At 45.9% G+C, this 24,308-nt stretch carries 25 protein-coding genes and 5 pseudogenes; 16 read left to right on the forward strand and 14 right to left on the reverse strand.

Features of this window, described 5'->3' with window-relative positions; genetic code table 11:
• The 11 genes and pseudogenes from ACEW9J_RS21470 to ACEW9J_RS21520 all read right to left on the reverse strand — a co-directional run.
• Positions 1-248, reverse strand: a pseudogene (locus tag ACEW9J_RS21470) (PEP/pyruvate-binding domain-containing protein); the annotation flags it as partial.
• A gap of 424 nt (positions 249-672) precedes the next feature.
• Positions 673-1,461, reverse strand: a pseudogene (locus ACEW9J_RS21475) (SulP family inorganic anion transporter); the annotation flags it as partial.
• Positions 1,462-1,471: 10 nt separating this feature from the next.
• Positions 1,472-1,744 (reverse strand): annotated as a pseudogene (locus ACEW9J_RS21480) (chaperone modulator CbpM); the annotation flags it as partial.
• A pseudogene (locus ACEW9J_RS21485) lies at positions 1,735-2,172 on the reverse strand (DnaJ domain-containing protein); the annotation flags it as partial. The pseudogenes ACEW9J_RS21485 and ACEW9J_RS21480, both read right to left, overlap by 10 nt.
• 71 nt (positions 2,173-2,243) lie before the next feature.
• Positions 2,244-2,888 (reverse strand): NmrA family NAD(P)-binding protein, encoded by a 645-nt coding sequence (locus ACEW9J_RS21490; protein ID WP_373547147.1) that lies wholly within the window; start codon positions 2,886-2,888, stop codon positions 2,244-2,246.
• A 14-nt stretch (positions 2,889-2,902) separates the two neighbouring features.
• Positions 2,903-3,118 (reverse strand): NAD(P)H-binding protein, encoded by a 216-nt coding sequence (locus ACEW9J_RS21495; RefSeq protein WP_373547124.1) that lies wholly within the window; start codon positions 3,116-3,118, stop codon positions 2,903-2,905.
• Between the two features lie 21 nt (positions 3,119-3,139).
• Positions 3,140-3,334: a hypothetical protein gene (locus ACEW9J_RS21500; protein ID WP_373547125.1), complete on the reverse strand. Its 195-nt coding sequence runs from the start codon at positions 3,332-3,334 to the stop codon at positions 3,140-3,142.
• A 455-nt stretch (positions 3,335-3,789) separates the two neighbouring features.
• A complete protein-coding gene (locus tag ACEW9J_RS21505; RefSeq protein ID WP_373547126.1) occupies positions 3,790-4,620 on the reverse strand; it encodes an SWIM zinc finger family protein in 831 nt (276 codons plus the stop codon).
• A gap of 16 nt (positions 4,621-4,636) precedes the next feature.
• Positions 4,637-7,771, reverse strand: a complete 3,135-nt coding sequence (locus ACEW9J_RS21510; RefSeq protein ID WP_373547127.1) for a DEAD/DEAH box helicase — start codon at positions 7,769-7,771, stop codon at positions 4,637-4,639.
• Positions 7,772-8,210: 439 nt separating this feature from the next.
• Positions 8,211-8,342, reverse strand: a complete 132-nt coding sequence (locus ACEW9J_RS21515) for a hypothetical protein (RefSeq protein ID WP_373547128.1) — start codon at positions 8,340-8,342, stop codon at positions 8,211-8,213.
• Positions 8,329-8,475 carry a hypothetical protein gene (locus ACEW9J_RS21520; protein WP_373547129.1) on the reverse strand — a complete coding sequence of 49 codons (147 nt, stop codon included), beginning with the start codon at positions 8,473-8,475 and terminating at the stop codon, positions 8,329-8,331. Before ACEW9J_RS21520 ends, ACEW9J_RS21515 begins: the two co-directional genes overlap by 14 nt.
• A gap of 598 nt (positions 8,476-9,073) precedes the next feature.
• On the opposite strand from ACEW9J_RS21520, the gene ACEW9J_RS21525 reads away from it, so the two are divergent.
• The 9 genes and pseudogenes from ACEW9J_RS21525 (at position 9,074) to ACEW9J_RS21565 (ending at position 17,060) form a co-directional block, all read left to right on the forward strand.
• Positions 9,074-9,502 (forward strand): hypothetical protein, encoded by a 429-nt coding sequence (locus ACEW9J_RS21525; RefSeq protein ID WP_373547130.1) that lies wholly within the window; start codon positions 9,074-9,076, stop codon positions 9,500-9,502.
• 205 nt (positions 9,503-9,707) lie between these two features.
• Positions 9,708-10,247, forward strand: a complete 540-nt coding sequence (locus tag ACEW9J_RS21530; protein WP_373547131.1) for a general stress protein — start codon at positions 9,708-9,710, stop codon at positions 10,245-10,247.
• Between the two features lie 237 nt (positions 10,248-10,484).
• Positions 10,485-10,679, forward strand: a pseudogene (locus ACEW9J_RS21535) (hypothetical protein); the annotation flags it as partial.
• A gap of 218 nt (positions 10,680-10,897) precedes the next feature.
• Positions 10,898-11,089, forward strand: a complete 192-nt coding sequence (locus ACEW9J_RS21540; RefSeq protein ID WP_373547132.1) for a hypothetical protein — start codon at positions 10,898-10,900, stop codon at positions 11,087-11,089.
• An 84-nt stretch (positions 11,090-11,173) separates the two neighbouring features.
• Complete coding sequence (locus ACEW9J_RS21545; protein ID WP_373547133.1) at positions 11,174-11,545, forward strand: GFA family protein; 372 nt, start codon at positions 11,174-11,176, stop codon at positions 11,543-11,545.
• A gap of 71 nt (positions 11,546-11,616) precedes the next feature.
• Positions 11,617-12,006 carry a DUF302 domain-containing protein gene (locus ACEW9J_RS21550; protein ID WP_373547134.1) on the forward strand — a complete coding sequence of 130 codons (390 nt, stop codon included), beginning with the start codon at positions 11,617-11,619 and terminating at the stop codon, positions 12,004-12,006.
• Positions 12,007-12,057: 51 nt separating this feature from the next.
• Positions 12,058-13,050: a dicarboxylate transporter/tellurite-resistance protein TehA gene (gene tehA, locus ACEW9J_RS21555; RefSeq protein WP_373547135.1), complete on the forward strand. Its 993-nt coding sequence runs from the start codon at positions 12,058-12,060 to the stop codon at positions 13,048-13,050.
• A gap of 122 nt (positions 13,051-13,172) precedes the next feature.
• On the forward strand, positions 13,173-16,055 hold the full coding sequence (gene pgmB, locus ACEW9J_RS21560) for a beta-phosphoglucomutase (protein WP_373547136.1): 2,883 nt from the start codon (positions 13,173-13,175) through the stop codon (positions 16,053-16,055).
• A gap of 99 nt (positions 16,056-16,154) precedes the next feature.
• Complete coding sequence (locus ACEW9J_RS21565) at positions 16,155-17,060, forward strand: ion channel (RefSeq protein WP_373547137.1); 906 nt, start codon at positions 16,155-16,157, stop codon at positions 17,058-17,060.
• Here ACEW9J_RS21565 and ACEW9J_RS21570 read toward each other — a convergent pair.
• Complete coding sequence (locus tag ACEW9J_RS21570) at positions 17,028-17,303, reverse strand: hypothetical protein (protein ID WP_373547138.1); 276 nt, start codon at positions 17,301-17,303, stop codon at positions 17,028-17,030. The genes ACEW9J_RS21565 and ACEW9J_RS21570 overlap by 33 nt on opposite strands.
• A gap of 65 nt (positions 17,304-17,368) precedes the next feature.
• Between ACEW9J_RS21570 and ACEW9J_RS21575 the strand changes: the two genes are divergently transcribed.
• Both ACEW9J_RS21575 and ACEW9J_RS21580 read left to right on the forward strand, forming a co-directional pair.
• Entirely contained in the window at positions 17,369-18,427 is a 1,059-nt protein-coding gene (locus ACEW9J_RS21575; RefSeq protein ID WP_373547139.1) for an AI-2E family transporter, read from the forward strand.
• A gap of 96 nt (positions 18,428-18,523) precedes the next feature.
• Positions 18,524-19,159 (forward strand): Vat family streptogramin A O-acetyltransferase, encoded by a 636-nt coding sequence (locus ACEW9J_RS21580; RefSeq protein WP_373547148.1) that lies wholly within the window; start codon positions 18,524-18,526, stop codon positions 19,157-19,159.
• Positions 19,160-19,223: 64 nt separating this feature from the next.
• On the opposite strand, the gene ACEW9J_RS21585 is transcribed toward ACEW9J_RS21580, so the two are convergent.
• Positions 19,224-19,454 carry a hypothetical protein gene (locus ACEW9J_RS21585; protein ID WP_373547140.1) on the reverse strand — a complete coding sequence of 77 codons (231 nt, stop codon included), beginning with the start codon at positions 19,452-19,454 and terminating at the stop codon, positions 19,224-19,226.
• A 201-nt stretch (positions 19,455-19,655) separates the two neighbouring features.
• Here ACEW9J_RS21585 and ACEW9J_RS21590 point away from each other — a divergent pair, with 201 nt between their 5' ends.
• The 5 genes from ACEW9J_RS21590 (at position 19,656) to ACEW9J_RS21610 (ending at position 21,696) form a co-directional block, all read left to right on the forward strand.
• Entirely contained in the window at positions 19,656-19,928 is a 273-nt protein-coding gene (locus ACEW9J_RS21590) for a hypothetical protein (protein ID WP_373547141.1), read from the forward strand.
• Complete coding sequence (locus ACEW9J_RS21595) at positions 19,925-20,320, forward strand: clan AA aspartic protease (protein ID WP_373547142.1); 396 nt, start codon at positions 19,925-19,927, stop codon at positions 20,318-20,320. The genes ACEW9J_RS21590 and ACEW9J_RS21595 overlap by 4 nt, the downstream gene beginning before the upstream one ends.
• Before the next feature lie 27 nt (positions 20,321-20,347).
• Complete coding sequence (locus tag ACEW9J_RS21600; protein ID WP_373547143.1) at positions 20,348-20,623, forward strand: hypothetical protein; 276 nt, start codon at positions 20,348-20,350, stop codon at positions 20,621-20,623.
• On the forward strand, positions 20,620-20,985 hold the full coding sequence (locus ACEW9J_RS21605; RefSeq protein ID WP_373547144.1) for a clan AA aspartic protease: 366 nt from the start codon (positions 20,620-20,622) through the stop codon (positions 20,983-20,985). Before ACEW9J_RS21600 ends, ACEW9J_RS21605 begins: the two co-directional genes overlap by 4 nt.
• A 201-nt stretch (positions 20,986-21,186) precedes the next feature.
• Positions 21,187-21,696, forward strand: a complete 510-nt coding sequence (locus tag ACEW9J_RS21610) for a hypothetical protein (RefSeq protein WP_373547145.1) — start codon at positions 21,187-21,189, stop codon at positions 21,694-21,696.
• A gap of 106 nt (positions 21,697-21,802) precedes the next feature.
• On the opposite strand, the gene ACEW9J_RS21615 is transcribed toward ACEW9J_RS21610, so the two are convergent.
• Positions 21,803-24,308 (reverse strand): cation-translocating P-type ATPase (locus tag ACEW9J_RS21615; protein ID WP_373547146.1); only part of this gene is annotated, 2,506 nt, incomplete at its 5' end.

Genomic DNA, 24,308 nt, shown 5'->3' on the forward strand with positions numbered 1-24,308 from the left:
CTACATCTAAATCTGCAAAAATCTGACGAAGTTTAGGCTCTAAACCCGCTTGGGCGACGAAGTAGCGGTAAGCAGCCGCAGTAGTGGCAAACCCATTGGGCACATTCACACCTTTGGGAGCGAGTTGCTGGATCATTTCACTTACCACCCACCAGCGGGAGATCGTTGATGCTAACTTCGTCAAACCACAGAATAAATGCTTGGGAACGAGCTGGTTCGGGAATCAGTTTGAGAGCGGTACTGAGCATAATCCAGTCCTCTAATAGCAATGGCGATGAGCAGATTGTCGATATGTTCGAGTCTAGTTCGATCGGATCGTGGCAGCGGATTTACGGTTGTTGTCAATCGGCATGGATCGACCTTCCGTGAATACAGTGGGTGCCAACTTCCAGAGTACAGTTCAAATCCAAGGAACTTGTGAGGATGGCTTTAACCCAAGTTGCTACCGATAGAATGCCTACGATTAAAACTACTTTGGGTTGAGGTGGCAAATGGGGTTGGCTGTAGTGGTTTACATATTGCATCTGGATAATGATAAATTATTCGGAAGGCAGAGAGCCTCATCAAATTGCTAGAGAGATCGATACCTTTGTCAAAAACCCGCAGCAGAGATCGCTGCATGTGAGTCAGGATGAACGGTAGATCGGAATACTATTGTGTATTCCGCTGAATTTTGATAAACAATGCCCCTGCTGCAATCAGCCCCACTTCTACCGCCAGTACCAGATCGAAGAAAATTGTCACCATCCAAGTGAGCATCATCACTGCAAAGTCCGCATAAGTCGCCCGCATCAGCAAGCCGATCGCTTCCCACTCAATCATCCGCACACTTGTTACCATCAGGATGCCTGCCAGTGCGGCGAGGGACACTTGCGCCGCTAATGGTGCCAATGTCAGCACAATAATCGCGATCGCCACCCCCTGAATTACTCCAGACAAGCGAGTTTTGCCGCCAGATCGGACATTTACTGCCGTACGAGCGATCGCCCCAGTCGCCGGAATGCCGCCAAAAAATGGCACGACGATGTTTGCTAAACCCTGCCCAATCAACTCGCGATCGCTATCATGTTTTTCACTGACGGTCATCCCATCTGCCACTACAGCCGAGAGCAGGGACTCAATACTACCCAATGCCGCCAATGCCAGGGCTGGATTAATTAGTTCTCGAATTAGCCCGAAGTCATTCCAATGCGGAATTCCCACGAGAATCACCGCCATCGCTCCAGTTGGCCTAGTAATCTGGACGGGAGAGCCACCACAGACAGCGGCGATCGTCCCCGCCACGATCGCCGTGTACAGCCCAGCTTTTGGATCTACGCCACTGGCGACGGCAAACGCCAAAGCCAGCGGTAAGGCAACGACGGCGGCGGTTAATCCCCCCGTTAAGTCGCCCCGCCAGCTAGCAAAAGTCTGACTCATCCAAACTCGCAGATCGGTACCGATAGTTTTTACTACTGTCATTTTGAGTATCTCATAGCGGATTGTGTGGTTGCGATCGATATACCTCAAGCTGTGCCCGTAACTGAGCCACTTCTTGCGCCAGATCTAGCACGATCGCGGCTCCGACTAAATTCACCCCCAAATCTTGCCGCAACCGCTGAATCTGAGCAATTCGCGCAATCTGGCGCGAATGTAGCATCGAGCCTGTGGGTTCGATCGCGCCCAACTGGACATAAACCTGTATGACCGCGATCGAGGTTTGGGCAGCATTTGCGGCATATTCAAAGGTGTATAAGCAATCTCCCTATCTGGTGCGGGAGCTTGTCGATACCCACCCCCAAAATCGTCAAAGCCGCCACCTGTATTGCGATTAGTAGAAGTTCTACGTTCCCGACCCAGTAGATCGTTGATAAACGAGTCAAAGTCACCATACTGACCAAAATCTTCAGTCCCAGCACCAGCACCGCCGGGTGGCGGTGCTTGACCATAACCAGGTCGATCCCAGTGTTGACCAAATTGGTCGTATTTCTCCCGCTTTTCTGGATCGGAAAGTACCTGATTTGCTTCATTGAGATCTTTGAACTTTGCCTCAGCGGTTTTATCTCCAGGATTGAGGTCGGGATGGCACTTGCGGGCAAGTTTACGATAAGCTCGTTTGATTTCTTCAGGAGTTGCCGTTTTGGGCACTCCCAGGGTCGCGTAGTAGTCCTTAAAATCTGTTGCTGTTGGCATGATTAAATTCTCTGACGAGGTATTTTATTAACTTGCCGTTGGTGTATCCTTTTCTTTGAAAATCGGATTCTTTACAGCCAACATTCTTGATAGTCCTCAACATATCGATCGATCGAAATTGGTGAGCGATTAAGTAGTTGCTGTATATCTGATGCCACCAAATCTGCCAACCCAAATCGAGCGGTTGTGTAGATGCCCACCATTACGAAGACAAATGGCAGCGGGAATCCTTGCTGTAACATTTGCCAAATAAATGTTGGAATTGAGGGATTAGTATAGTGAATCGGTCTGCTTAGAACAGTGGTAAAAATGGTTGCGACTTCGGCATAAGTCAGAGCTACTGTACCTGTAAGATCGTAAGCACGGTTGCTTCGTAGTTCTGCTTTGGCTCTATCCGTTACTTCTGTTAATATTTTGACGGCAACCGCAGCAATATCTCGCACATCGATAAAACTCGTCTTACCATTGCCAGCAGGCATAAACAGCCTGTCACGCAACCGAATATCTTCCCGATGGGTGGTATTGAGATTTTGCATAAAAAAGCTACAGCGCAAGAATACTGCGGGAATATTTAATTGTTCGATTGCTCGTTCGATTGCATAGTGAGGCACGATTCTGTTTTTATCTGCACCAATAATTGATAGAAATACAATCTCTTCAACACCTGCTCGTTTGGCGGCATTTAAAGCAGGTATGATTTTGTGAATATCCGCGATCGCAGGTGGACGTACTAAAAAAGTTTGTTAATTCCAGCGAAAGCATCGGTGAAAGTCTCAGGGTTAGTAAAGTCGAATAAAACACATCGAACATTACTACCGAAACTCTTTTGAGATTCGATCGGATTTCTAACTGCTGCGGTGACAGGATAGTCTAGATCGGAGAGTAAGCGCACCACTTCTCTTCCAACATTACCCGTCGCCCCTGTTACTAAGATATTTGTAACCATGAGAATATGTCCCCTTTAAATCTACTGCTTCTTAAATATTAAAGCCGACCATTTAGGCAGATTGATATTGACAGCACGACTAAAGGCGAACGGATCGCAATACGGTTCGGTTAAACTTGAATCTTCTCTAGTATTAGTCCGCGTAGGCGGACTTTGCATCACTAGCGGCGACTTCAGTCGCTGATTAACCGAACCGTATTGGAACGGATCGGACATCCCCCACACCGCATTAAAACCTAATTCACGGATGACTTGACCCCAGCGATCTTGCTATTCGCTCGTCCATTCGGCAATGAAATATTTATCTCGCCAGTAGGGATTTTCGCGGAGTCCATTATTTGGTCAACTTAAAAAACTAAGATAACTAGTTTGACCTTTAAAATCAACCATATTTAATCCTAACTTTAAAATGTGAGGATATTGTGAGGTAAATCCACTATGTTTTACTTGGAATTGGATCGGTCATAACTATAAACCATATGCAGAAACGATCGTAGAATTATACTTAGACAAAAAAACTAGCAGCATCAGATCTCTAATTCTATTTTTTCGATTTATTGTATCTCCTTTTGTCTCATTTCGATCGGGTTTGGGTGTTGCGCTAAATTGTAACTACTTCTACACAATCGCATTCTTCACAGCTCATTAAGCAGTGTCGATTTCACAACTAATCAACTATTTTTTTTCCGTACTCGCTCGTATAATTCTGTCATCACTTCTAGAAAAGAGTTATCCTGCATCCAAAACGGTGGAAAATCACCCCCCTTCTTGACGACAACAGCGGGAATAGTGGCAATTTCGTCTACGTTTACTGTTTGTGGCAATCGTTGCGCTCCTTGCCAAAAATCTTTGGGTGTGGCAGGGAGATCGAGAGCGATTTTTTTAGGCTTGGTATAATAAGAATCTGTCGATGCTATCGGTACTTCCACCTCATCGAGAGTTGAAGCTAGAGCTTTTCCTAATGGCGATTTGGCTAATTCCTGTTTAAGTTTTGAGCGAGAGATTCCCCGCAGTTCAAATAATAAAAAAGGATCTCGATCTAGTTCTGCTGCAACTAGATAGTAAACTCCAGCGATATGTTTGCAGGGATTACTATAATCGGGACAGGAGCAGTCTGTCTGAAAATCTTTACGACTGTGGGGAAGTAGATGTAAATTAAGTTCGGCGAAAGTTGCTTCGATATTATCGGGGACTTCACCTAAGAGGAGTTTAGAGATTAAACTTGCTTTAGCACCGAGACGAGAAATTACTTTCGACCAATCTGCTGCTGATATCTGTTTAATCTCGATCGATATTTTATAAAGCGGTTCTTTATAAACGCCAAAATAGGGATTGATAGAGCCTCTAACCTGAGCGGTAATTTTACCGTTAGCAATCTGATGTTCCTTAACTTTACCGTTGCGGGCATAAGCACGTCCGCGCCCCAATCTAGCCTCGTCGCTAAACTCTTCTAACGCCTGAATAAATCGCTGTCCCCACCAGGTTCTACTAAATTGAGCCATAGTTATGCAATCTTATTTACAATACAGTTTGTTTGTTCAAGGCAATTAACTTCTTGAAGCTTTCATTGTCTAACTCTGTCAACCATGATTCATCGGCTCCGACAATCGAACTGGCAATCTTTTTCTTATTCTCGATCGTTTCGTCGATGCGTTCTTCTAGTGTACCTAGAGTTATAAATTTATGAACGAACACATTTTTCTGTTGTCCAATTCTAAAAGCCCTGTCGGTTGCTTGATCTTCTACTGCGGGATTCCACCAACGATCAAAATGAAAAACGTGGTTGGCTTTAGTTAGGGTAATGCCCACACCACCCGCTTTTAACGACAAGACAAAAGCTGAAGGTTCGGTTTCGGGATCTTGAAATTCAGTTATCATTTGTTCTCGTTTGGGGCGAGATGTACCGCCATGCAGATAATAGGTACGATAACCAATTTGTTTGAGATACTGTTGCAGAGCTTCGCCAATTTCAGTGAATTGGGTAAAAATTAATAAGCTTTCTCCTTCAGCCGTAATTTCTTCGAGCATTTCACCCAACCGCTGTAGTTTGTGAGAGCGGTTAACGCTAAATTCACTATTATCTTGCAAAAATTGGCGGGGATGGTTGCAAATTTGTTTGAGTTTCATCAGGGTAGCTAATATCAATCCTTTACGCCCAATTCCCTCAGCACTTTCTATTTGTTTGACGACATCTTTGACGACAGCTTCATAGAGAGATGCTTGTTCTTTGGTAAGATTGCAATACTGTTTATGCTCTACTTTATCCGGTAAGTCTTTGATAATTGTCTTGTCCGTTTTAACCCGACGCAGGATAAACGGTTGGACTAGCTTTTTCAAGATGAGCGATTGAACTTGGCTGCGATCTTTTTGGATGGGGATTTCAAATGATTTGCGAAATTGAGCTTCTTTGCCTAAGTAGCCAGGATTGAGAAAATTGAAAATCGACCATAAATCTAATAGGCGATTTTCGACGGGGGTTCCGGTTAAGGCGAGGCGACGAGCGGCTGGTAACTTGAGAATCGCCTTGGTTTGTTCTGCGGCGGGATTTTTGATATTTTGGGCTTCATCAATGACAATTCGATACCAATCTACAGCTTGTAGTAATTTACTATCTTTTCTGACTAACGTATAGGAAGTAATGACTACATCACATTCGGTTGTCGCAGTTTTAAAGGCTGCTAATTCTTGAATTCGATCGCTACCATGATGGATTGATACTCTCAGATGGGGAGCAAATTTCTCAATTTCTTTAGCCCAATTACCTAGTACGGATGTTGGGGCGATTAAGAGCGTCGGCAAAATTTCTGATGTTGTCGCTCTTTCGGCGATTAAGGTAGCAATTACTTGAATAGTTTTTCCCAAACCCATATCATCAGCCAGACAACCATTTAAACCCAAGCGTTCGAGATATTGAATCCAGGCTACCCCACGTTTTTGATATTCGCGTAGGGTTCCTTGTAATAACAAGGGATTTTCGATCGGTTCGAGCTGACTGGGATCGCCTAAATTTGCCATCATCGCGGCTAAACTATCATCGGCTTCAACTTCGAGTTCCTCATTAGCCGCAGCAGTTTTTTGGATTAATTCTAAGAGCGTCAATTCTGGTTGAGTGTCCTGATGCGACTGCCAAAACTGGAGCATTTGCTGCATTTTAGTCAGATCCAATTCCATCCATTGTCCACGAAAGTGAATCAGTGGGGCTTTTGCATCGACTAATTTCTGCCATTCCTGGGGGGTGATTTGCTCGTCACCGATGGCAAGTTCGTAGCGATAGTCGATGAGATTATCTAAGTGAAATAAGCCTTTTTCAGCCTTACTAGTGCCAGACTTTTTCGGTGAGGCTTTGAGGCGGAGTTTAGCTCTAGCTCTACCTTGAGGAGTCCACCAAGCGGGGACGATGGTTTTATAGCCTGCATCTTCTAATACCCACGCACTCTGGGCTAAGAAGTCAAAAGCGTCGGTGAGACTCAAGCAAAAGCCGACGGGTTTATCGGTTTCTAAGCCTTGCCAAATTTGAGGATAAATTCTCGCGGCGTAACCTAAATTTAGGAGTAAGTCTTTTTCAAATTCTGTGCCAAATTGGCGATGAATATTTTGTTTAGCTTTACTGTCGAGCTGCCAATAATCATCGAGTTCGAGTTTTAATGATGGATCTTGTTTGGCTGCGACTAGAAATTTTAGATACCAGCGATCTGGGGTTTGAGTTGATGCTTCTTGCAGTTGAAAACAGAGTTGAAATGCAGAGTTATTTTGGGCTACTACCAATTTTTGCTTCCAGGTTTGCCACTGTTTATAGATAGCTAAAGCTTGACTATCTGTCCAGGGTATACTTGAATTATGGAGATTGAGACAGCCAGTTAGTAGTCTGGAGTTGGCAATCTTTTTCTCGAAGGTACCAGGAATCGGCGTATTGGCAACATAATCATGCAGGAGACATTCAGAAAAATGACGCAGTAAGGTTTCTTTATCATAGAATTCTATGGGTGCATCAGCGGCATTTAAACCACCAGTACAGGCAAGTGGTAAGTAATTGATGTATTGTTGAATTTTAGTTTCATAGACTTCAGAAACAATTTCCCAACCTGGATAAATTCGATCGCCTGGAACTGTTTTTTTATTTTTACCTGTGGTTGGAGATTGCTCTCGATATTTTAAGGCGGGAATGTACCGATCTTTGTGTAAAAGTTCCTGAATAGATTGACTATAATGATACCAGCAGAGGAGATCTGCTCCCATTTGGATTTCCGAATTGCTGTAGAGACATAAAAAATGGATGTCGTTAAGCAGTTTAACAATTGGGTTGACTTGATAACAATCGATCGCCCAAATTTGCCAAGTTGTTGGTGCGGGAGATTCTGTTTCTAAATAGCGGGTGAGTTCGACGGAGGGTAAAGGCCGATCCTCGGTGCTGGGCAGGATAAAATATTTGGTAATAATATCTCGACTAATCAAGCCATTCTTGGGAGTAATACCTAATTTGTCGGCTAAGACGGTTGATAGATCGTCTTTGTTTAATTGCTGGGGATGTCTATTTGCCGCTAGATTTTTCTGCTGTTTGGGAGGCGTATCGGTTTCTACCCACAGATAAAAGTTTCCTGCTTGGATAAATTCATCACTGGAGCTGGGAATCCATGTACCGTGCAGAATTTTCATCTAGGGTGCCGATATTGATGAAGGGACTAGCTTATCTTTATTTTAGCCTGCAAGTGTTTGGTATTTGAGTTGAATCTCGATCGGTATTGGGAGTAAAAGTCGAGTTGAGGGTTCTAAACAAAGATGCTAGCCATTACCAATCGATTTCGGCTCGATCGTTGCCAACTAATTCATAGATTATCATCTTTGCGGAATCGTGTAGCATAGGCGAAGCTTAATCGATTTAGTGTTGGTTCGATTACCTCGCGGCGCGGCTACGCCAACGAGCTGTTTTGATTCGATCGCTATCCAACCATCATTAATTCTTTTGCTTGATGATGAAGAACTAATAATTGAGCAGAATTTAACGTCTCGATTGCATAAATGGCTCTGCTATTGAGGTAATTGATAGGAGGCAGAGATTTGAAACATTTACAATCGATGCCATTCTATATTGATGTCAATCGTTGAGAATCTTTTTGCCGAACGGCTTGCCGTCTGCGCCAGCAATCGATTTTCCAGCAGCATCCAGCTCATAAACGATCGGTACACCCGTTGCTAGTTCTAATGATACCACTTCATCTGGACTCAACCCGACCTTGCATCATCATAATCGATCGCAACGAGTTACCATGTGCGGCAATCAAGACGTTATCGCCTGCGAGTAAATGGGGCAAAATCCGGCTCTTAAAATAGGCAACCACCCGCTGTTGAGTATCCTCCAAACTTTCCCCGCCAGGTAGTCTATTTTGTCGATGTTGAAGATGAAGCTAAATCGATCGTCGTTGGCGTAGCCTCTCTGATAAGAGAATCTCAATTTTTAGCGGACTCAGATGCCCAGGCCACACCCAAAGGGTTGGTGTGGAAGCGTCACTGTGTAGATCGCGATCTATTCAAGTTGTGTTTTAAAAAATTTCTCATCATCTGGGAGCTTTTTTTGATTGGTTTTAGTTTTTACATACCCCTTTTGACTGAATTATATTGAAAAATCAAAATTAAAATCTGTCTATTGATAAATTGGATAATTTTGATTAACGATAGCGAGTGAAAGCAGTAAAATAATAAAGTGAATATTAAGATAAATGCTTTTAACAGCGAGCACTAAAAATACTTTCCTCACGAAATCCTCACAACTTTGACTTAATATGAAAGTTAATAAATCCACATTATAAATTTACCGAATAGTTATTCTAGTTGTCGTTTAGAATTGAAGTATTTAACTACAATAATTTCAATGCAGATGGCAACTTAGCAGCATAATTTTTTCTTCGATGATGACGATAACGATAGGTTTTGTAAATTTAGTAAATCTGCGAAAACACCATGAGTACTGCAATTGACAACTTCACAAGTCAACTTCATGACAATTTAGAGGCAGTTGAAGATCGGGCGAAGTCGCTCAATAAAAGTATCAAATCTGCTACGAAAAAAAACCAAGCTGAGATTCAATCGAAACTCGATGAAGCCAAAGCCAGCCTAGCTGCGAAGAAACAAGAATTCGACAACTACCGAGCCAAACTCAAAACGCAATTTGAGGAAAAAGAAGCTGAGGTGCGATCGAGTGTCGATGAGTGGAAAGCAAGTCGTGAAATCAATAAACTAGAACACCGTGCCGAAAAAGCTGAAGACTATGCGGCTACATCGGTCTACTTGGCACTGGCAATGATGGAAGAAGCAGAAGCAGCAACCCTAACGGCAATTTGCAACCGCATGGATGCCCAAGTTGCTGCGGGACATCCTAAAAAACATTAGACCTATTTTATAGAATGCCTACGATTGTGTCTTGACGCGCTCGACCTGGAGGGAACCTCCAGAACGCGCGTCAAGACACAATCGTGGCTAGCGATCCAAAGTCCACGAAGGCGGACTTTGCATTCTAAGGAGTGGTTTTAACCACTTGGGTTATTTAATTTACGATTCCACAAAGCGGACGTTACACGAACGAGGACACAAAAACATGACATATACACATACAATCGTCGCTCATTTTCCCTCGCACACCGAAGCAGAAACAGTAGTGCGGGAACTGCAACAACAAGGCTTCGACATGCAAAAACTATCAATTGTTGGGAAAGACTACCAGACATCCGAACATGTGCAGGGATTTCTAAGCTGGCAAGATACTGCCAAAGCCGGAGCCGCAGGTGGTGGTTATTGGGGTAGCTTCGTCGGTGGTTTATTTGGGATCTTAGCTGGTGCTGGCGTAATCTTTATTCCTGGTATGTCTCCGCTCGTCATTGCTGGCCCGATTACTGGCGTATTGGCAGGGTGGCTGGAAGGCATATTGGTGGGGGGTACTGGTGCTGCGGCGATTGGCGGACTAGCTGGTGCTTTAGGCGGGTTGGGCATCCCCAAAAATGAGGTGCTCAAGTATGAAACCAAAATCCAAGCAGGTGAGTTCCTCATCCTGGTGACAGGGACAAATGAAGATGTCGCCCAAGCCAAGCAGATACTCGAAAAAATCAGTCATGGCATCCGCATGTCAGTAGCAGCATAGGATATGGCTCTACTCGATCGCATTAGTACCGAAATTGGTGACGAAATTCTGGGTGCGCCTGGAGAGCTACCCCGACAGGAGGCGATGTCGGCTCAACGATAATCAGATCGCCGCGTTCGCGTATCTGCTCTGCAGCATCGAGACAGTGCTATTTCAACAGATTGTTTAACATTTAATACCAACAGCATGATGATAATGAATCCAATTTCTCAAACCAAACCCGTTTCACAACTGCAAGTTCTCGTCAGTAGCGACAGCGTGGCTTTATCTTTGCACAATACGGCACGGCAGGGCGATTCTCCATAGGAGAGGCTACGCCAACGAGTGCTCGATGAGTATTTAGCTTCGGTATGTGAATTCCAGGACAGTAAGATCGCCAATATCGAGACTTTTCTCTCTGACATTGACGGTATGAACGCCTTCTTTATCTGAGCTGAAAGCTTGACAAGATGTAAATCGATTGTCTGCTAATTATAAGGAGATCCAAATGTACGCAATTACTGGAATTACCGGACGGGTCGGCGGTGCTGTCGCCCGCAACTTGATGTAACTGCGCTGCAACAGACATTAACCAATAGCAAACGTTAGAAATTACAGTGTTGCTTAATTGTGGTATGAATCGCCTTGGAAATTTAGGGTAGGGACAATTCATGAATTGCCACGATACCCAGACCGATCGGATTCTCGGTTGTTCGCTCTTTTGTCATGCAGCGGGTGAAGCGATTTCACCCGTGCAGATGGTGATGATAGCTCAGATGCCCTACTACACCGTTTTGCGCGATGGCGTGTTGACTCATCCCACGATGACTGAAGGATTAAATATGCTGTTTTCTAAGGCATAGGCAGCCAGTGTATACATCTGACAATCTAAACACTCAAATAATGACAACTCACATACAGTCGATAAAAAGATCGGAAATAACAGGATGATTACGGGAAGATGCCATTGCGGGAAGACTGCCTTTCGGATCGAGGGTGACCTTCCGGAGGAAATTACTCGGTGCACTTGTTCCTTCTGTGCCAAGCGCGGCGCACTGTGGGCGTACTACCAGCCTAGTCAGTTTCAACTAACAACACCAGCAACCGATGATGCGATTTATCGCTGGAATACGAAACTTGTGGCGCATCACTTCTGCCCTGAGTGCGGGTGTACCACTTTCTCCGACAGCCCAGCTTTTGAACGGGACGGAAGTTGGGACAAGACCACTCGCCGCATCGGGGTTAATGCACGTCTGTTCGACGGCTTCGATATAGCCACAGCGTGTGTCGAGGTTATCGATGGTAAGAACCTTTGGTAGCTGGTTGCTCGCCTCGCCTCACCCTGCTCCTAAAAATAACCATTACTAAAACCATTGAGGAGTCCAATGCTATGAATACAACCAACGGCATTATCAGCCAGCCCAATCCCTATTCAGTGCCTGAAACCATCGATCGATTAGTAGCCATCCTTCAAGCTAAAGGCATCACTATTTTTGCGCGGATCGACCAACAGGCTGAAGCCGAAAAAGTCGGTCTAAATCTTTGTCCAACCCAGTTGTTGCTATTTGGTAATCCTCAAGCTGGAACGCCACTGATGGTCGCAGCACCAACGATCGCTCTAGATTTACCTCTAAAAGCACTGGCATGGGAAGCCGCCGATGGGAAAGTGTGGCTGAGTTACAACGATCCAAATTACTTAAAACAGCGATTTTCTCTCAGTGATGACTTGGTTAAAAATATCGCAGTCATTACACCTTTAATCGATCGATCACTTCCTTAATTCACTCGCTCGGTTATTTCAATGCCGATCTTACTATTTAGGAATTCAACCATGAAGAGATCGCCTCGAAAATTCTCCATCTTGACAGCTAATATTCCCGTCTCCTTTTTTGGGATAATTCTAGGTTTAATGGGGCTGGGAAACTGCTGGCGAGTGGCTACCAAGATCTGGCACTTACCAAGCTGGATCGGCGAAATGATGATGCTGATTGCCGTTGTCGTCTGGCTCGTGTTGATTTTGGCTTACATTGGCAAATGGTTATGGGCCAGAGCCGATGCCCTCGCTGAATTTAGTCATCCCATTTTGTGTTGCTTTGTTGGTTTGGTGCCTGTGTCTACGGTATTAGTGGCATTGGCGATCGATCCCTATTCCCGTGCGATCTCTGTTGGATTATTCGCAGTTGGCGCAATTGGTCAGTTGGGGTTTGGCGTATATCGTTCTGGTCGGCTCTGGATGGGCGGACGCAGCCCCGAAATGACCACACCTATTCTCTACCTGCCCACAGTTGCGGGTAGTTTTGTCAGCGCGATCGTGGCAAGTGCCCTCGACTATCGAGATTGGGGAATTTTATTTTTTGGGGCGGGATTGTTTTCATGGCTGGCAATAGAATCCATCATTATGAATCGCCTATTCCTATTGGAAGCCTTGCCCAGACCTTTGCGTTCGACCCTGGGAATTCAACTGGCTCCACCAGCCGTCGGCTGTGTTGCTTACTTGGGCATTACTAGCGGTCATCCTGACGCATTCGCTCAGATCCTCTTCGGCTATGGGCTGCTGCAGGCTTTGATTTCACTGCGGCTAATACCGTGGTTGTGCCAACAACCTTTTGGTGCATCTTACTGGGCTTTCACCTTCGGCATTTCCGCTCTAGCACTGTCGTCCTTACACTTGGTCGAACGCGGTATGACTGGATCGATGGAAGGCTTGGCAGTGCTGCTATTCATTGGCGCAAACCTCATCATCGGCAGCATTGCTTTTGGGACATTACGACTGCTACTGCGGGGCCAACTGCTACCGCCACTGGTGACTGCAACAGCAGTTTGAATCAACTTAGTAGGAAAACGATTACCTCTCGGCGCATCTACGCCAACGGGTTAATAGAAAATCGTGACAGATTTGACGAATTGCGAAATACGACCATTCTCCAGTCCCATTATTGCAACCTCATGAACACTCTCACCCGCCCAGCCGATCTGATTTACACCGACTGGACATTAATTGAGCCTGAATTTGACCCAACAAAATTACGCGCCAGAGAAACCATATTTACGATCGGTAACGGCTATTTAGGCACACGCGGCAGTTTTGAGGAAGGATACCCCAAAGCATTACCAATTACCTTAATTAATGGGTTGTATGACGATGTGCCTGTGGCTTATACCGAGTTGGCAAATTGTCCCGACTGGCTGTTCTTGGTAGTCATCATCAATGGCGAGCAGTTTCGGCTCGATGCTGGCGAAATTCTCGCCTACGAGCGGCGGCTGGACTTGCGACATGGGGTGTTGAGTCGATCGATCCGGTGGCGGAGTCCAAGGGGTAATACCGTAGATTTAAAGTTCGATCGGTTTGCTAGCTTGGTAGACGAGCAGGTATTGGCACTGCGCTGTGAGATTACACCGATCGATTTTGATGGCACCATCGAAGTCCAGTCGAGTATCAATGGCTATCCCGAAAACCAAGGCTTCGACCATTGGGAGCATCTCAACCGAGGCAAGACAGAACAAGGAGTCTGGCTGCACGTTCGCACCCGTAGTACTCAGATCGAACTCGGTATGGCGGCGAAAATGACTGCAATTGGCACCGATGCCAAATCCCAGGTCATAAATACCCCCGACTGTCCCACCTTGACAACCACTTTTATCGCCACAGCAGGACAAAACATCAGCGTAGAGAAGCTAGTAACAGTGTTTACCTCTCGCGAAACCAAATCGCCAGTTCAGGCGGCTCAAGCCAAATTAGCCGAACTACCAGCATACGCGATCCTGCTTGCCACCCATCAACAGGCGTGGAATGCAATGTGGGAGCATAGCGACATCGAGATCGAGGGCGATATTGACGCTCAATTAGCCGTGCGCTACAACTTGTTTCAACTCTTCATTGGTGGCTGTACCGATCGGGGATCGCTAGATCCCAATCCTGACAGCGTTCCCGCCAAAACCTTATCGGGATTTGGCTATCGGGGGCATATCTTTTGGGATACCGAAATTTTTATCTTGCCCTTCTTTACATTTACGCAACCTGCGATCGCCCGGAGCTTGCTCAATTATCGCTATGATACCCTGCCTGGAGCAAGACGCAAAGCCGCCCACAGTGGTTACAAAGGGGCAATGTTCGCCTGGGAAAGTGCGGCAACTGGCGATGAGATGACCCCCAAATGGTCGATGTCGAGCGATCCTTATGTAGAACCTGTGCGGATCTGGAATGGGGAGCGCGAAATTCATATCAGTGCTGACATCGCCTATGCTGTCTGGCAATACTGGCAAGCAACAGGCGATGATGTGTGGATGCGCGACTGCGGGGCTGAAATCATCCTCGATACGGCTCTATTCTGGCTGAGTCGGGTGGAGTGGCACGAGAAGGAGCAACGCTATGAACTGTGTGGGGTAATTGGTACCGATGAATATCACGAGGATGTCAGAAACAATGCCTACACCAATCGGCTGGTGCAATGGCATCTAGCAAAGGCGATCGCCGTCCATGACTGGTTACAACAAACGGTTCCAGCGCGATCGATCGAACTAGCCCAAAAGTTACAACTCACGCCAGTGCATCTACTGTCTTTTCACAAGACGATCGCCCGGATGTACATCCCTTACAATCCCCAAACACTACTGATCGAACAGTTCGAGGGCTTTTTCGCACTCCAAGATCTCAACTTGAGCAACTACGAACCCCGCACTAAATCGATCCAAACTGTCCTCGGTATGGCATTGACAAATCAGAGCCAAGTAATCAAGCAACCCGACGTGCTGATGCTGATCTATTTATTATTCAACACGCCAGAATTTGCCAATCGCCAGGACATCTTGCATGAAAACTGGAACTATTACACTCCCCGTACCGATAGCGATTACGGCTCATCTCTCGGTTCATCCATTCAAGCAATCCTCGCCGCAACTCTGGATAAATCGGTAGATGCCTACCAACACTTTATGCAGGCAGCCTTCATCGATCTCAAAAATACTTTCGGCAACACTGAAGATGGTATCCATGCAGCTTCCGCAGGTGGTATTTGGCAAGCTCTCGTATTCGGCTTTGGCGGAGTCCAATTGACCGAAAACGGTCCCATCGCGATTCCCCATCTCCCACCGCATTGGACTCGGCTCAAGTTCAAGCTGAAATGGCGCGGCACTTGGCACAACTTCGATCTATCCCCCTCGGTAGCTCCAGCTTCTAATATTCAGGGCTATATTTTTGATGTCGATGGCGTGTTGACGGATACTGCCGAATATCACTACAAAGCTTGGCAACGACTGGCTGATGAAGAGGGATTGCCCTTCGACAGACAAGCGAATGAAGCCCTGCGCGGTGTATCTCGCCGCGAATCGCTGATGCACATCGTCGGTGCAAAGCAGTACTCAGAAGAGGCACTTCAGGCGATGATGGAGCGCAAAAATCATTATTACGTGGAATCGATCGCCACTATTACCCCCCACGATCTATTTCCAGGAGCCGTCGATTTATTAACCGAACTCCGACAAGCGGGAATTAAAATCGCGATCGGTTCGGCGAGTAAAAATGCCCGTACTGTAATTGAGAAATTAGGGATTGGTAATCTGGTAGATGCGATCGCGGATGGGGATAGTGTCGCACCTCCCAAGCCAGCTCCAGACTTATTTTTGTTCGCGGCTAAACAAATCGGCATCGATCCCTCCCACTGTGTGGTCGTCGAAGATGCCACTGTGGGCGTTCAAGCGGCGATCGCGGCAGGAATGCGATCGATCGGTATAGGCCCAATTACTCGCGTCGGCGCTGCCGATATCGTGCTACCAAATCTGGTTGGCGTTCACCTTGTCGATCTTCAAGCCCAATTAGTCACCAATCCCTAAAGCACAACAGTCTTCAACTGTTGTTAATAATAAAACCATAAATAAATACTCTCAGAGATACCATGACTAAACATCAAACGCCAATAGTGCAGGCATAACATGAAAATCTCCAAAACCAGCAGTCGATTTCAGCACTTGCCTTCAAAAAATAACATCCATATCAAGGTTCAAGATGGGCTGTTCTCAGTGCAGGGAATAGACAAATGGTATAGCAACTGGCAAGAGCCATACCATTTGATGCTGACATTACCTTGGGTGGGTTTCATCGCGATTGTTTCCCTAATCTACCTAGCCTTGAATATCGGCTTTGCTTGGCTCTATCTGCTGGGCGGAGATTGTATCGTCAACGGTAATGGCTCCTTTGCAGATGCTTTCTTCTTTAGCGTTCAGACTTTCGCGGGGATTGGCTATGGAGTATTATCACCGAAAACGACCTATGCCAATTATATAGTTGTCATTGAAGCAATAACCGATCTATTTACGATCGCCTTACTGACAGGACTTAGCTTTGCCCGCTTTTCTCGCCCCACCGCCAAGGTGATGTTTAGCAAGTTTGCGGTAGTTATGCCCCAAGATAATCTGCCTACCTTGATGTTACGCATTGCCAATCAACGGCGGAACCAAATTTTAGAAGCACAGGTAACGCTCTCCCTCAGTCGGGATGAATTTACCGCAGAAGGACAACATCTGCGGCGATTTTATGAATTGCAGGTATCGAGATCGCACAATCCCGCTTTTTCACTGCCGTGGACACTGATGCACCGGATTAACGAGCAAAGTCCCCTTTATGGTTTTTCGGCTGAGTCCTTAGCTGAGTCTCAGTCCCAGATTATTGTTTCATTGAGCGGTATCGATGAAACTGTCGATCGAGATGTCCATGCTCGCCATACTTATGGTGCAAGTAGCATCATCCTAAATCATCAATTAGTGGATATTATTCACGTCGTTGACGATCGGAATCGCTATGTTGATTTAGCTTCTTTTCATCATGTGGTGCCACTCTGAAATTCGGATTTGCCCAGACAATTCGTTAGCATAGCCTACCGTTCGCTTTAGCGTCTGCCTTGTGCCGCAGGTAATCGTGCTGGTATGCCAGACGGGTGCGATTCTCAGACTGCCATAGTTATTTGGCATTGGTGCAGCTTTTGAAATTACAGCGGTGCTGACGGCAATTGTGCTGACATTTCTCGTTCGCGTTGGCGTAGCCTCTCGCACAGTAGTATTGTGGGTACCACCCGCATCAAACATGCCATTTAAGTTATGCTCACAACAGCAAGCCTAGATCTCTTGAAGTAGCAACCGCTTAATATCGAATGTCCTACCAAAAACTACCCCGATGGCTCAAATTTAGCTTAACGTTCCCGCTAATTTTTCTAAATGGGTGGCTAATTTTGCTACTTTATCGTTCCTTACAACCGATTTCCAGCATCGTTATTGCAGCTTGTTTGGTGACGTTTTTACTAGACTATCCAATCGCTTTATTGGAACGACGCGGACTACGGCGAGCTTGGGCAATTGGGGTAGTGCTAGCTCTAGCAATTGTCTTGGTGGGCGCAGTCGGTTTTGGGTTATTACCGATCGTGTTTCGACAATTGGAAGAATTTGTCAACCGTCTACCAGCTTGGCTGACAGCCGCACAGCAGCAAGTTTCCGACCTCAGTACACTCCCGATTTTCCAAAATATTCCGTTCGATCTTACTAACTTCACAGCAGGATTAACCGATCGAGTCACTCAAACCCTGCAACTAGCATCACGCAAAGCGATCTTCCTAGCTTTGGATACGATTAATAGTGCCTTAAATTTGCTCTTAACTCTAGTTCTAACCATCTTATTAGTGTTTAGTGGCGAATCATTATGGAGCGGATTATGGAGTTGGCTACCTGCACCCTGGAATGAGCGCATTCAAGCCTCGCTCAGACAAAGTTTTCAGAGTTATTTTGCAGGTCAAGCGATCGTCTCGACCATTCAAGGCGTTACGTTGATGACTGTGTTCCTACTGCTGCAAATTCCGTTTGGGTTGCTATTTGGATTGACAATTGGATTTGCCAGTTTGATTCCCTTTGGTGGCACGCTGACTATCATTGTAATCAGCTCACTGCTTGCGCTCCAAAATATTTGGCTGGGAATCAAAGTTTTGCTAGTAGCAGTCTTCGTCGGTCAGATTATTGAAAATGCAGTTGCGCCTCGGTTGATGAGCGGCATGACGGGACTCAATCCCGCAGTTGTATTGATCTCCGTACTGACAGGATCTCAAGTGGCGGGACTGCTGGGACTCCTACTAGCTGTGCCGATTGCTGGGTTTATTAAGCGGATTGCAGATTCTCTAAAGGAGAAGCTACGCCTTAGAGATGGCAAAAATTTGGTAACTTGAATAATTGACTTGTCGAAATTCAGGTAGGGCAATTCATGAATTGCCCTACCTGAATTTTTGAAAGCTACGATTCTCCCAGGAGGGGCGATGCCAACGATGTTGCACGGAGCAGATCCAAAAGATAAACATCCAATGAAGGGATTTCCGCAAATCTGCTTCATTCAAAATACTGTGTCAAATCCCAATATTATCATTGGAGATTATACTTACTACGACGATCTAGAAGATTCAGAAGATTTTGAGCGTAATGTTCTCTACCATTTTCCGTTTATTGGCGATAAGTTAATCATCGGGAAGTTTTGTGCCTTGGCAAGAGGTATAAAGTTTATCATGAATGGGGCAAATCACAAGTTGAATGGATTTTCGACCTATCCGTTTCAAATCTTTGGTAATGGCTGGGAAAAAGTAGCTCCTCAAGCTGGAGAACTACCAGATAAAGGTGATACAGTCATTGGTAACGATGTGTGGATTGGCTATGAAGCAGTGATGATGCCAGGGGTGCAGGTGGGAGACGGAGCCATCATTGCCGCAAAGTCAGTCGTCGTGAAGGATGTTTTGCCCTATACAATTGTCGGCGGTAATCCAGCTAAGTGCATTCGCCAACGGTTTGATGATGAGACGATCCAAGCACTACTTAAAGTTGCTTGGTGGAATTGGGATATCGAGAAAATTACACGCAATCTGGAGCAGATTGTAGCAGCAGATATTGAAGCTCTGCTAAATTGCGAGTAGCAACGCAATCGATCGCAGAGTATCGCCGAAGTTATTAGCTTTATTTTTCAACTTTCAACTAAACTTAATAGCGAGGTTTGCATTCTACAAAACTCAGAGCCTCTCGATCTAGAAAACCCGCGATCGCCATTTCTAGAACTGCTGCGACTGGATAATCGATTTCCTTGGCTCGGCGTTCAAACGCCTCTCGAACCTGAATCGGGAATGCCGCTAACATCATCCGTCCGGCGACTGGATTTAAATGTTCGATGCTCTCTGGTTCGGAACTAGACGATTTAACACTAATGGAAGTCATGATTCATCCCTCATTGGTATCCGAATATTGAATGGGGGCTTACTCCAAACAAGAATAATTCCCTCTAAATCTGATGATAACGTTCGCCACTGCCGATAGTCGATTTCACAAATAGCAATCGCGTAGCGTCTCTGAAAGAGAATCGCCATCACTACCGATCGAGTTAAAATATAGGAGCAGCGGTGAAATAAGGTCAAGTCTATGGCAATTCGACAACCCCGATATAGCAAGGAAGAGTTTGCCCAACGAGGCGATGCACTTTATGATTCACAGATTCGATCGCAAGTTGAAGAAGGTAATCACGGCAAGATTGTAGCGATCGATATTGAAACCGGAGACTTTGAAGTCGATGCGAGTGAAATTGCTGCTTGCGATCGTCTGGAAGTCAGTCACCCTGATGCTCAAATCTGGATGGTTCGGATTGGTTCCCGCCATGTTCGTCGATTCGGCGGGCGCACGAAGAAATCGACATGATAACTGGGATTGTTAATGAGGAGTTTGAGCCAATTATTCCAATTTCACTTTGTGACTCTGATGGTAATGTTTACACCCAAGATGCCATCATAGATACTGGCTTCAATGGCTGGCTATCACTGTCCCCAGATTTAATTTCTCAACTGAATCTGAAATGGAAGAGAAGAGGTAGAGCTATTCTTGGTGATGGCAGTGAATGTGTTTTTAATGTCTATGAAGCAGTTTTAGTTTGGGATGGAAATCTTCTCACAATCCCGATCGATGAGGCTGATTCAGAACCACTTGTCGGCATGTCGTTGATGGAAGGCTATCAGCTAATAGTGCAAGTATTTGAGGGCGGTTATGTTGAACTCAGTAAGATCGCCATCACTACCGATCGAGTTAAAATATAGGAGCAGCGGTGAAATAAGGTCAAGTCTATGGCAATTCGACAACCCCGATACAGTAAAGAAGAGTTTGCCCAACGGGGTGATGCACTTTATGATTCACAGATTCGATCGCAAGTTGAAGAAGGGAATCATGGCAAGATTGTCGCGATCGACATTGAAACCGGAGCCTTTGAGGTAGCAGATAACTTGTTGACAGCATCAAAACTTCTCTGTGCAAGAGTGCCCGATGCTCAAACTTGGTTCGTTCGGATTGGCCATTCAGCCGTCGATCATTTTGGCGCAAGGAGTTTGAGAACAAAGCCATGATGCAAGGTCGTGTGAATCAAATGTGCGAAGCGACGTTGGCAATCGCGGTCAAAAACAACGAGATAACTCAGATTGTAGATGCTGTAATCGATACAGGTTTTTCAGGATTTCTTACTTTGCCATCTGACATGATTTCAACGTTGGGGTTTAGGTGGGAAGGTCGGGATACTGCGACATTGGGTGATGGGACTTTTTGCACGTTTGAAGTTTATATTGGGCTTGTGATTTGGGACGGTCAGTACCGTGAGATTTACATCAATGAATCAGAAACAGTTCCGTTGATTGGGATGCAGCTACTGCGAGGGTATGATTTGCGAATTCAGGCAATAGAAGGTGGTTCTGTTACGATCGAAGCATTGTAGATTCTGCTTTTCGGACGCAACGCGATCGGGTGAAGTCCGCTTAATTATTTCCCGTTTCCAGGAAATAGGCGGAAAATTTCCGTATAATAAATAGCTGGTTGACTTCGATTATTTGTTTGTGAGAGTAGTTTTTGAAGTCTATACTCTGCGTTGTGAGCATTGGCAGAAATAATGAATATAGAACAGTGAGGTGAAGTTGCTTTGGGTCATGTATTTCATGCTATGGTCGGTTCTAGGGAATCGGTTAAAGAGTTATCAAACCGATGGGTATTAGCTTATCCCATTTCTTTGCCGCAAAACTTTGCAATGATTCCGTTTACAGCAGCGTTATTCGATGACATCGCTGAGCTAATGAATATATCAGATCCCGATCCTTTTGCAGAGTTTGAGAGATTATCAGCTAGTGCTGAAATCGTTATTCGTGATGCGTCACAATTTGGAGTATTGAGTTACATTGAGACAGGTTATTTTGGTGGTTGCGGAACGCAGAGCGCAATTGCCTGGAGTAGAGGAAAAATATTATTAGGTGCATTAAAAAGTGAAACAACTTGGAATGGCGAGAGTTATGAAGAAACTCCTATTGGTAAAAGTGCCATTAACAAGATCTTATCAGTATTGGGCGTTTGGACAGATCGAAAAAAGGATGAGTTTGATATGCTGGGTTTAGGCAATTTCAGGGATACTGAATCAGCGGTAAGTAGCGCAAGCTAACAACGTCTAAGCCGACCGCCGAGAGGCGATCGGTTGCTGCAGGGGTATCTGCGGCGGGTGATGGGCAACGTCAGGTGTAGATATTTGTCATCTGGTCAATCATTTGCTACGATCGACTTTTAGAGCGAAACCACCGTACAAATAACTTTTCCCCTTCAATCCAGATAAATATTAATAAGCTACAACCAAAACAGACTCCCAGTTCAAATAAACTCAAAGGATGAGTCCCAAAAAACGATCGCAATGGCGCGATATAAACCACAGCTAACTGCAATAGAATCGTGCCCAGAATCGCCCACAACAATAGTGGATTGCTAAATGGATTGATTTCAATAACGAGTTTATTCACAGAGCGTACGGCTAAAGCATGACCCATTTGGGCGATACAGAGCGTGGTAAAGACGATCGTTTTCCAGGTATCGGGATCGCCAGGATAATCGACTGAGTGGGTACGATCGAAAGCCCATTTCATCAACCCGATCGTCACAACCCCAAAAACTAGTCCAATCCTAATAATATATCCACCCAAACCTCTAGCAAAAATACTTTCACTGGGCTGAAAAGGTGGACGCTGCATCACATCTGGCTCCCCTGGTTCCAAGGCGAGAGCGACAGCGGGAATCCCATCTGTGACTAGATTCATCCACAGAATTTGGAGCGGGGAGAGCGGTACACCACCCAAACCAATCAGCGGAGCAGCGGCGATGGTGAGGATTTCACCGATATTACTGCCGAGGATATATTTAATAAACCTGCGAATATTTGTGTAAACAATTCGCCCTTCTTCGACTGCGGCGACGATCGAATTAAAATTATCATCTAACAGCACCATATCGCTAGCTTCCTTACTTACATCAGTGCCAGTAATCCCCATTGCTACGCCGATATCTGCCTGCTTCAATGCTGGGGCATCATTCACCCCATCCCCTGTCATAGCGACTAGTTCGCCCTGTTGTTGCAAGGCTTTGACGATGCGTAATTTATGTTCGGGGGCGACACGGGCATAGACGCTGACTGACTCGATGGTTTGCTTCAGAGTTGCGTCATCCATCTGCGCGATTTCGTTCCCGCTCACAACTTGGCTGTCAGTCTGGGTGATGCCTAGATCGGTGCCAATCGCGATCGCAGTCAGAGGATGATCGCCTGTAATCATCATCGTCCGAATTCCCGCAGTTTTACAAGTATCAACAGCAGCCCGAACTTCGGGACGCGGGGCATCTAGCATCCCGACTAAACCGACCCAAATTAGTTCTGATTCCGCGCTATCTGCGTCAGGAAGGTCTGTGAAATACCGATAGGCAAAACCTAATACTCTCAGCCCTTGACTCGCTAGCTGGGTGTTTTGAGCGCGGATGTTTTGTCGCTCTTTCTCTGTCAATTCGACATACCGATCTTCGACGAGAGTATGGGTGGAGCGATCGAGGATTGATTCTGGCGATCCTTTGGCGAACAGGAGATAATATGGGGATTGTTCGCAGATGATGCTCATCCGTTGTCTGTCGCTATCGAATGGATATTCTTGAACACGGGGGTAATTCTGGGCGGTTGCTTCAATTCCGGCTTTGTGAGCGAGTACGAGTAAGGCTCCCTCCGTCGGATCTCCCAAAATTTGCCACTGATTATCGGTATATTGCAACACGGCATCGTTACAGAGAGCGCAGCCCCAGAGTAAACCTTTTAAAGCGGGATCTGCGAGTGGCTCGATGGATTTACCATTAAGTTTAAAATCACCATTAGGAATGTAGCCTTCGCCCCCAATCTGATATCCAGCCGTCAAGGTAGCTACCTGCTGCACCACCATTTTATTTTGGGTTAATGTACCTGTTTTGTCAGAACAAATAATTGTCACCCCGCCGAGTGTCTCCACCGCCGCGAGTTTGCGGATGAGAGCTTGGCGTTTTACCATCCGCTGCGTGCCCATTGCCAGGGTGACGGTGATGACGGCGGGTAATCCTTCGGGCACGACTGCTACGGCGACACTCAGGGATGTTTTGACTAATCCTTTGAAGGTATCCAGATTGAAGGAGCCTCTGAGCACATCGGGCAACATTCCGCCGATAATTGTCAGGGCGACGATTGCCAATGCGCCACCAACTAACACATTGCCAAGCTGTGCTAATTTTTGTTGGAGTGGAGTCGGCTGACTTTCGACACCTTGTAATAGCGCGGCGATTTTGCCGAGTTCGGTATTCATCCCTGTGGCGGTGACAACAGCAATACCGCGCCCAGTAGTAATTTCAGTGCCCTGATAGACTAGGTTGACGCGATCGCCTAAAGATGTGTCGGCGGCTAATTCGGGAGCGGCGGTTTTACTACTAGCAGTGGCTTCGCCTGTCAGGGCGGATTCTCGAATTTGGAGTTGTACGGCTTCCAGTAGACGAGCATCTGCGGCGAGTTGGTTTCCAGCTTCGAGATGAATTACGTCTCCAGGTACCAATTCCCGCCCATCAATTTCACTAATCTTACTGTCGCGCAATACCCTCACCTTGGGTGCAGCCATCCGTTTGAGTGCGGCTAATGCTTGTTCGGCACGACTTTCTTGGAAGTAACCCAAAATTCCATTAAGGATGACAATTGAGAGAATGGCGATCGTATCTTTATACGGCAATCCA

Origin of the sequence: Chamaesiphon sp., from assembly GCF_041737865.1 — a bacterium.
Lineage (GTDB): Bacteria > Cyanobacteriota > Cyanobacteriia > Cyanobacteriales > Chamaesiphonaceae > Chamaesiphon.

Bases quoted from the DNA above. Each gene is read 5' to 3' on its own strand.
- tehA (WP_373547135.1), top strand. From the start codon at position 12,058: ATGAAGAGATCGCCTCGAAAATTCTCCATCTTGACAGCTAATATTCCC.
- ACEW9J_RS21605 (WP_373547144.1), top strand. From the start codon at position 20,620: ATGATGCAAGGTCGTGTGAATCAAATGTGCGAAGCGACGTTGGCAATC.
- ACEW9J_RS21575 (WP_373547139.1), top strand. From the start codon at position 17,369: ATGTCCTACCAAAAACTACCCCGATGGCTCAAATTTAGCTTAACGTTC.
- ACEW9J_RS21570 (WP_373547138.1), bottom strand. From the start codon at position 17,303: ATGTTTGATGCGGGTGGTACCCACAATACTACTGTGCGAGAGGCTACG.
- ACEW9J_RS21525 (WP_373547130.1), top strand. From the start codon at position 9,074: ATGAGTACTGCAATTGACAACTTCACAAGTCAACTTCATGACAATTTA.
- ACEW9J_RS21530 (WP_373547131.1), top strand. From the start codon at position 9,708: ATGACATATACACATACAATCGTCGCTCATTTTCCCTCGCACACCGAA.
- pgmB (WP_373547136.1), top strand. From the start codon at position 13,173: ATGAACACTCTCACCCGCCCAGCCGATCTGATTTACACCGACTGGACA.
- ACEW9J_RS21585 (WP_373547140.1), bottom strand. From the start codon at position 19,454: ATGACTTCCATTAGTGTTAAATCGTCTAGTTCCGAACCAGAGAGCATC.
- ACEW9J_RS21500 (WP_373547125.1), bottom strand. From the start codon at position 3,334: ATGTCCGATCCGTTCCAATACGGTTCGGTTAATCAGCGACTGAAGTCG.
- ACEW9J_RS21550 (WP_373547134.1), top strand. From the start codon at position 11,617: ATGAATACAACCAACGGCATTATCAGCCAGCCCAATCCCTATTCAGTG.
- ACEW9J_RS21565 (WP_373547137.1), top strand. From the start codon at position 16,155: ATGAAAATCTCCAAAACCAGCAGTCGATTTCAGCACTTGCCTTCAAAA.
- ACEW9J_RS21590 (WP_373547141.1), top strand. From the start codon at position 19,656: ATGGCAATTCGACAACCCCGATATAGCAAGGAAGAGTTTGCCCAACGA.
- ACEW9J_RS21600 (WP_373547143.1), top strand. From the start codon at position 20,348: ATGGCAATTCGACAACCCCGATACAGTAAAGAAGAGTTTGCCCAACGG.
- ACEW9J_RS21505 (WP_373547126.1), bottom strand. From the start codon at position 4,620: ATGGCTCAATTTAGTAGAACCTGGTGGGGACAGCGATTTATTCAGGCG.
- ACEW9J_RS21540 (WP_373547132.1), top strand. From the start codon at position 10,898: ATGAATTGCCACGATACCCAGACCGATCGGATTCTCGGTTGTTCGCTC.
- ACEW9J_RS21545 (WP_373547133.1), top strand. From the start codon at position 11,174: ATGATTACGGGAAGATGCCATTGCGGGAAGACTGCCTTTCGGATCGAG.
- ACEW9J_RS21595 (WP_373547142.1), top strand. From the start codon at position 19,925: ATGATAACTGGGATTGTTAATGAGGAGTTTGAGCCAATTATTCCAATT.
- ACEW9J_RS21580 (WP_373547148.1), top strand. From the start codon at position 18,524: ATGTTGCACGGAGCAGATCCAAAAGATAAACATCCAATGAAGGGATTT.
- ACEW9J_RS21510 (WP_373547127.1), bottom strand. From the start codon at position 7,771: ATGAAAATTCTGCACGGTACATGGATTCCCAGCTCCAGTGATGAATTT.
- ACEW9J_RS21495 (WP_373547124.1), bottom strand. From the start codon at position 3,118: ATGGTTACAAATATCTTAGTAACAGGGGCGACGGGTAATGTTGGAAGA.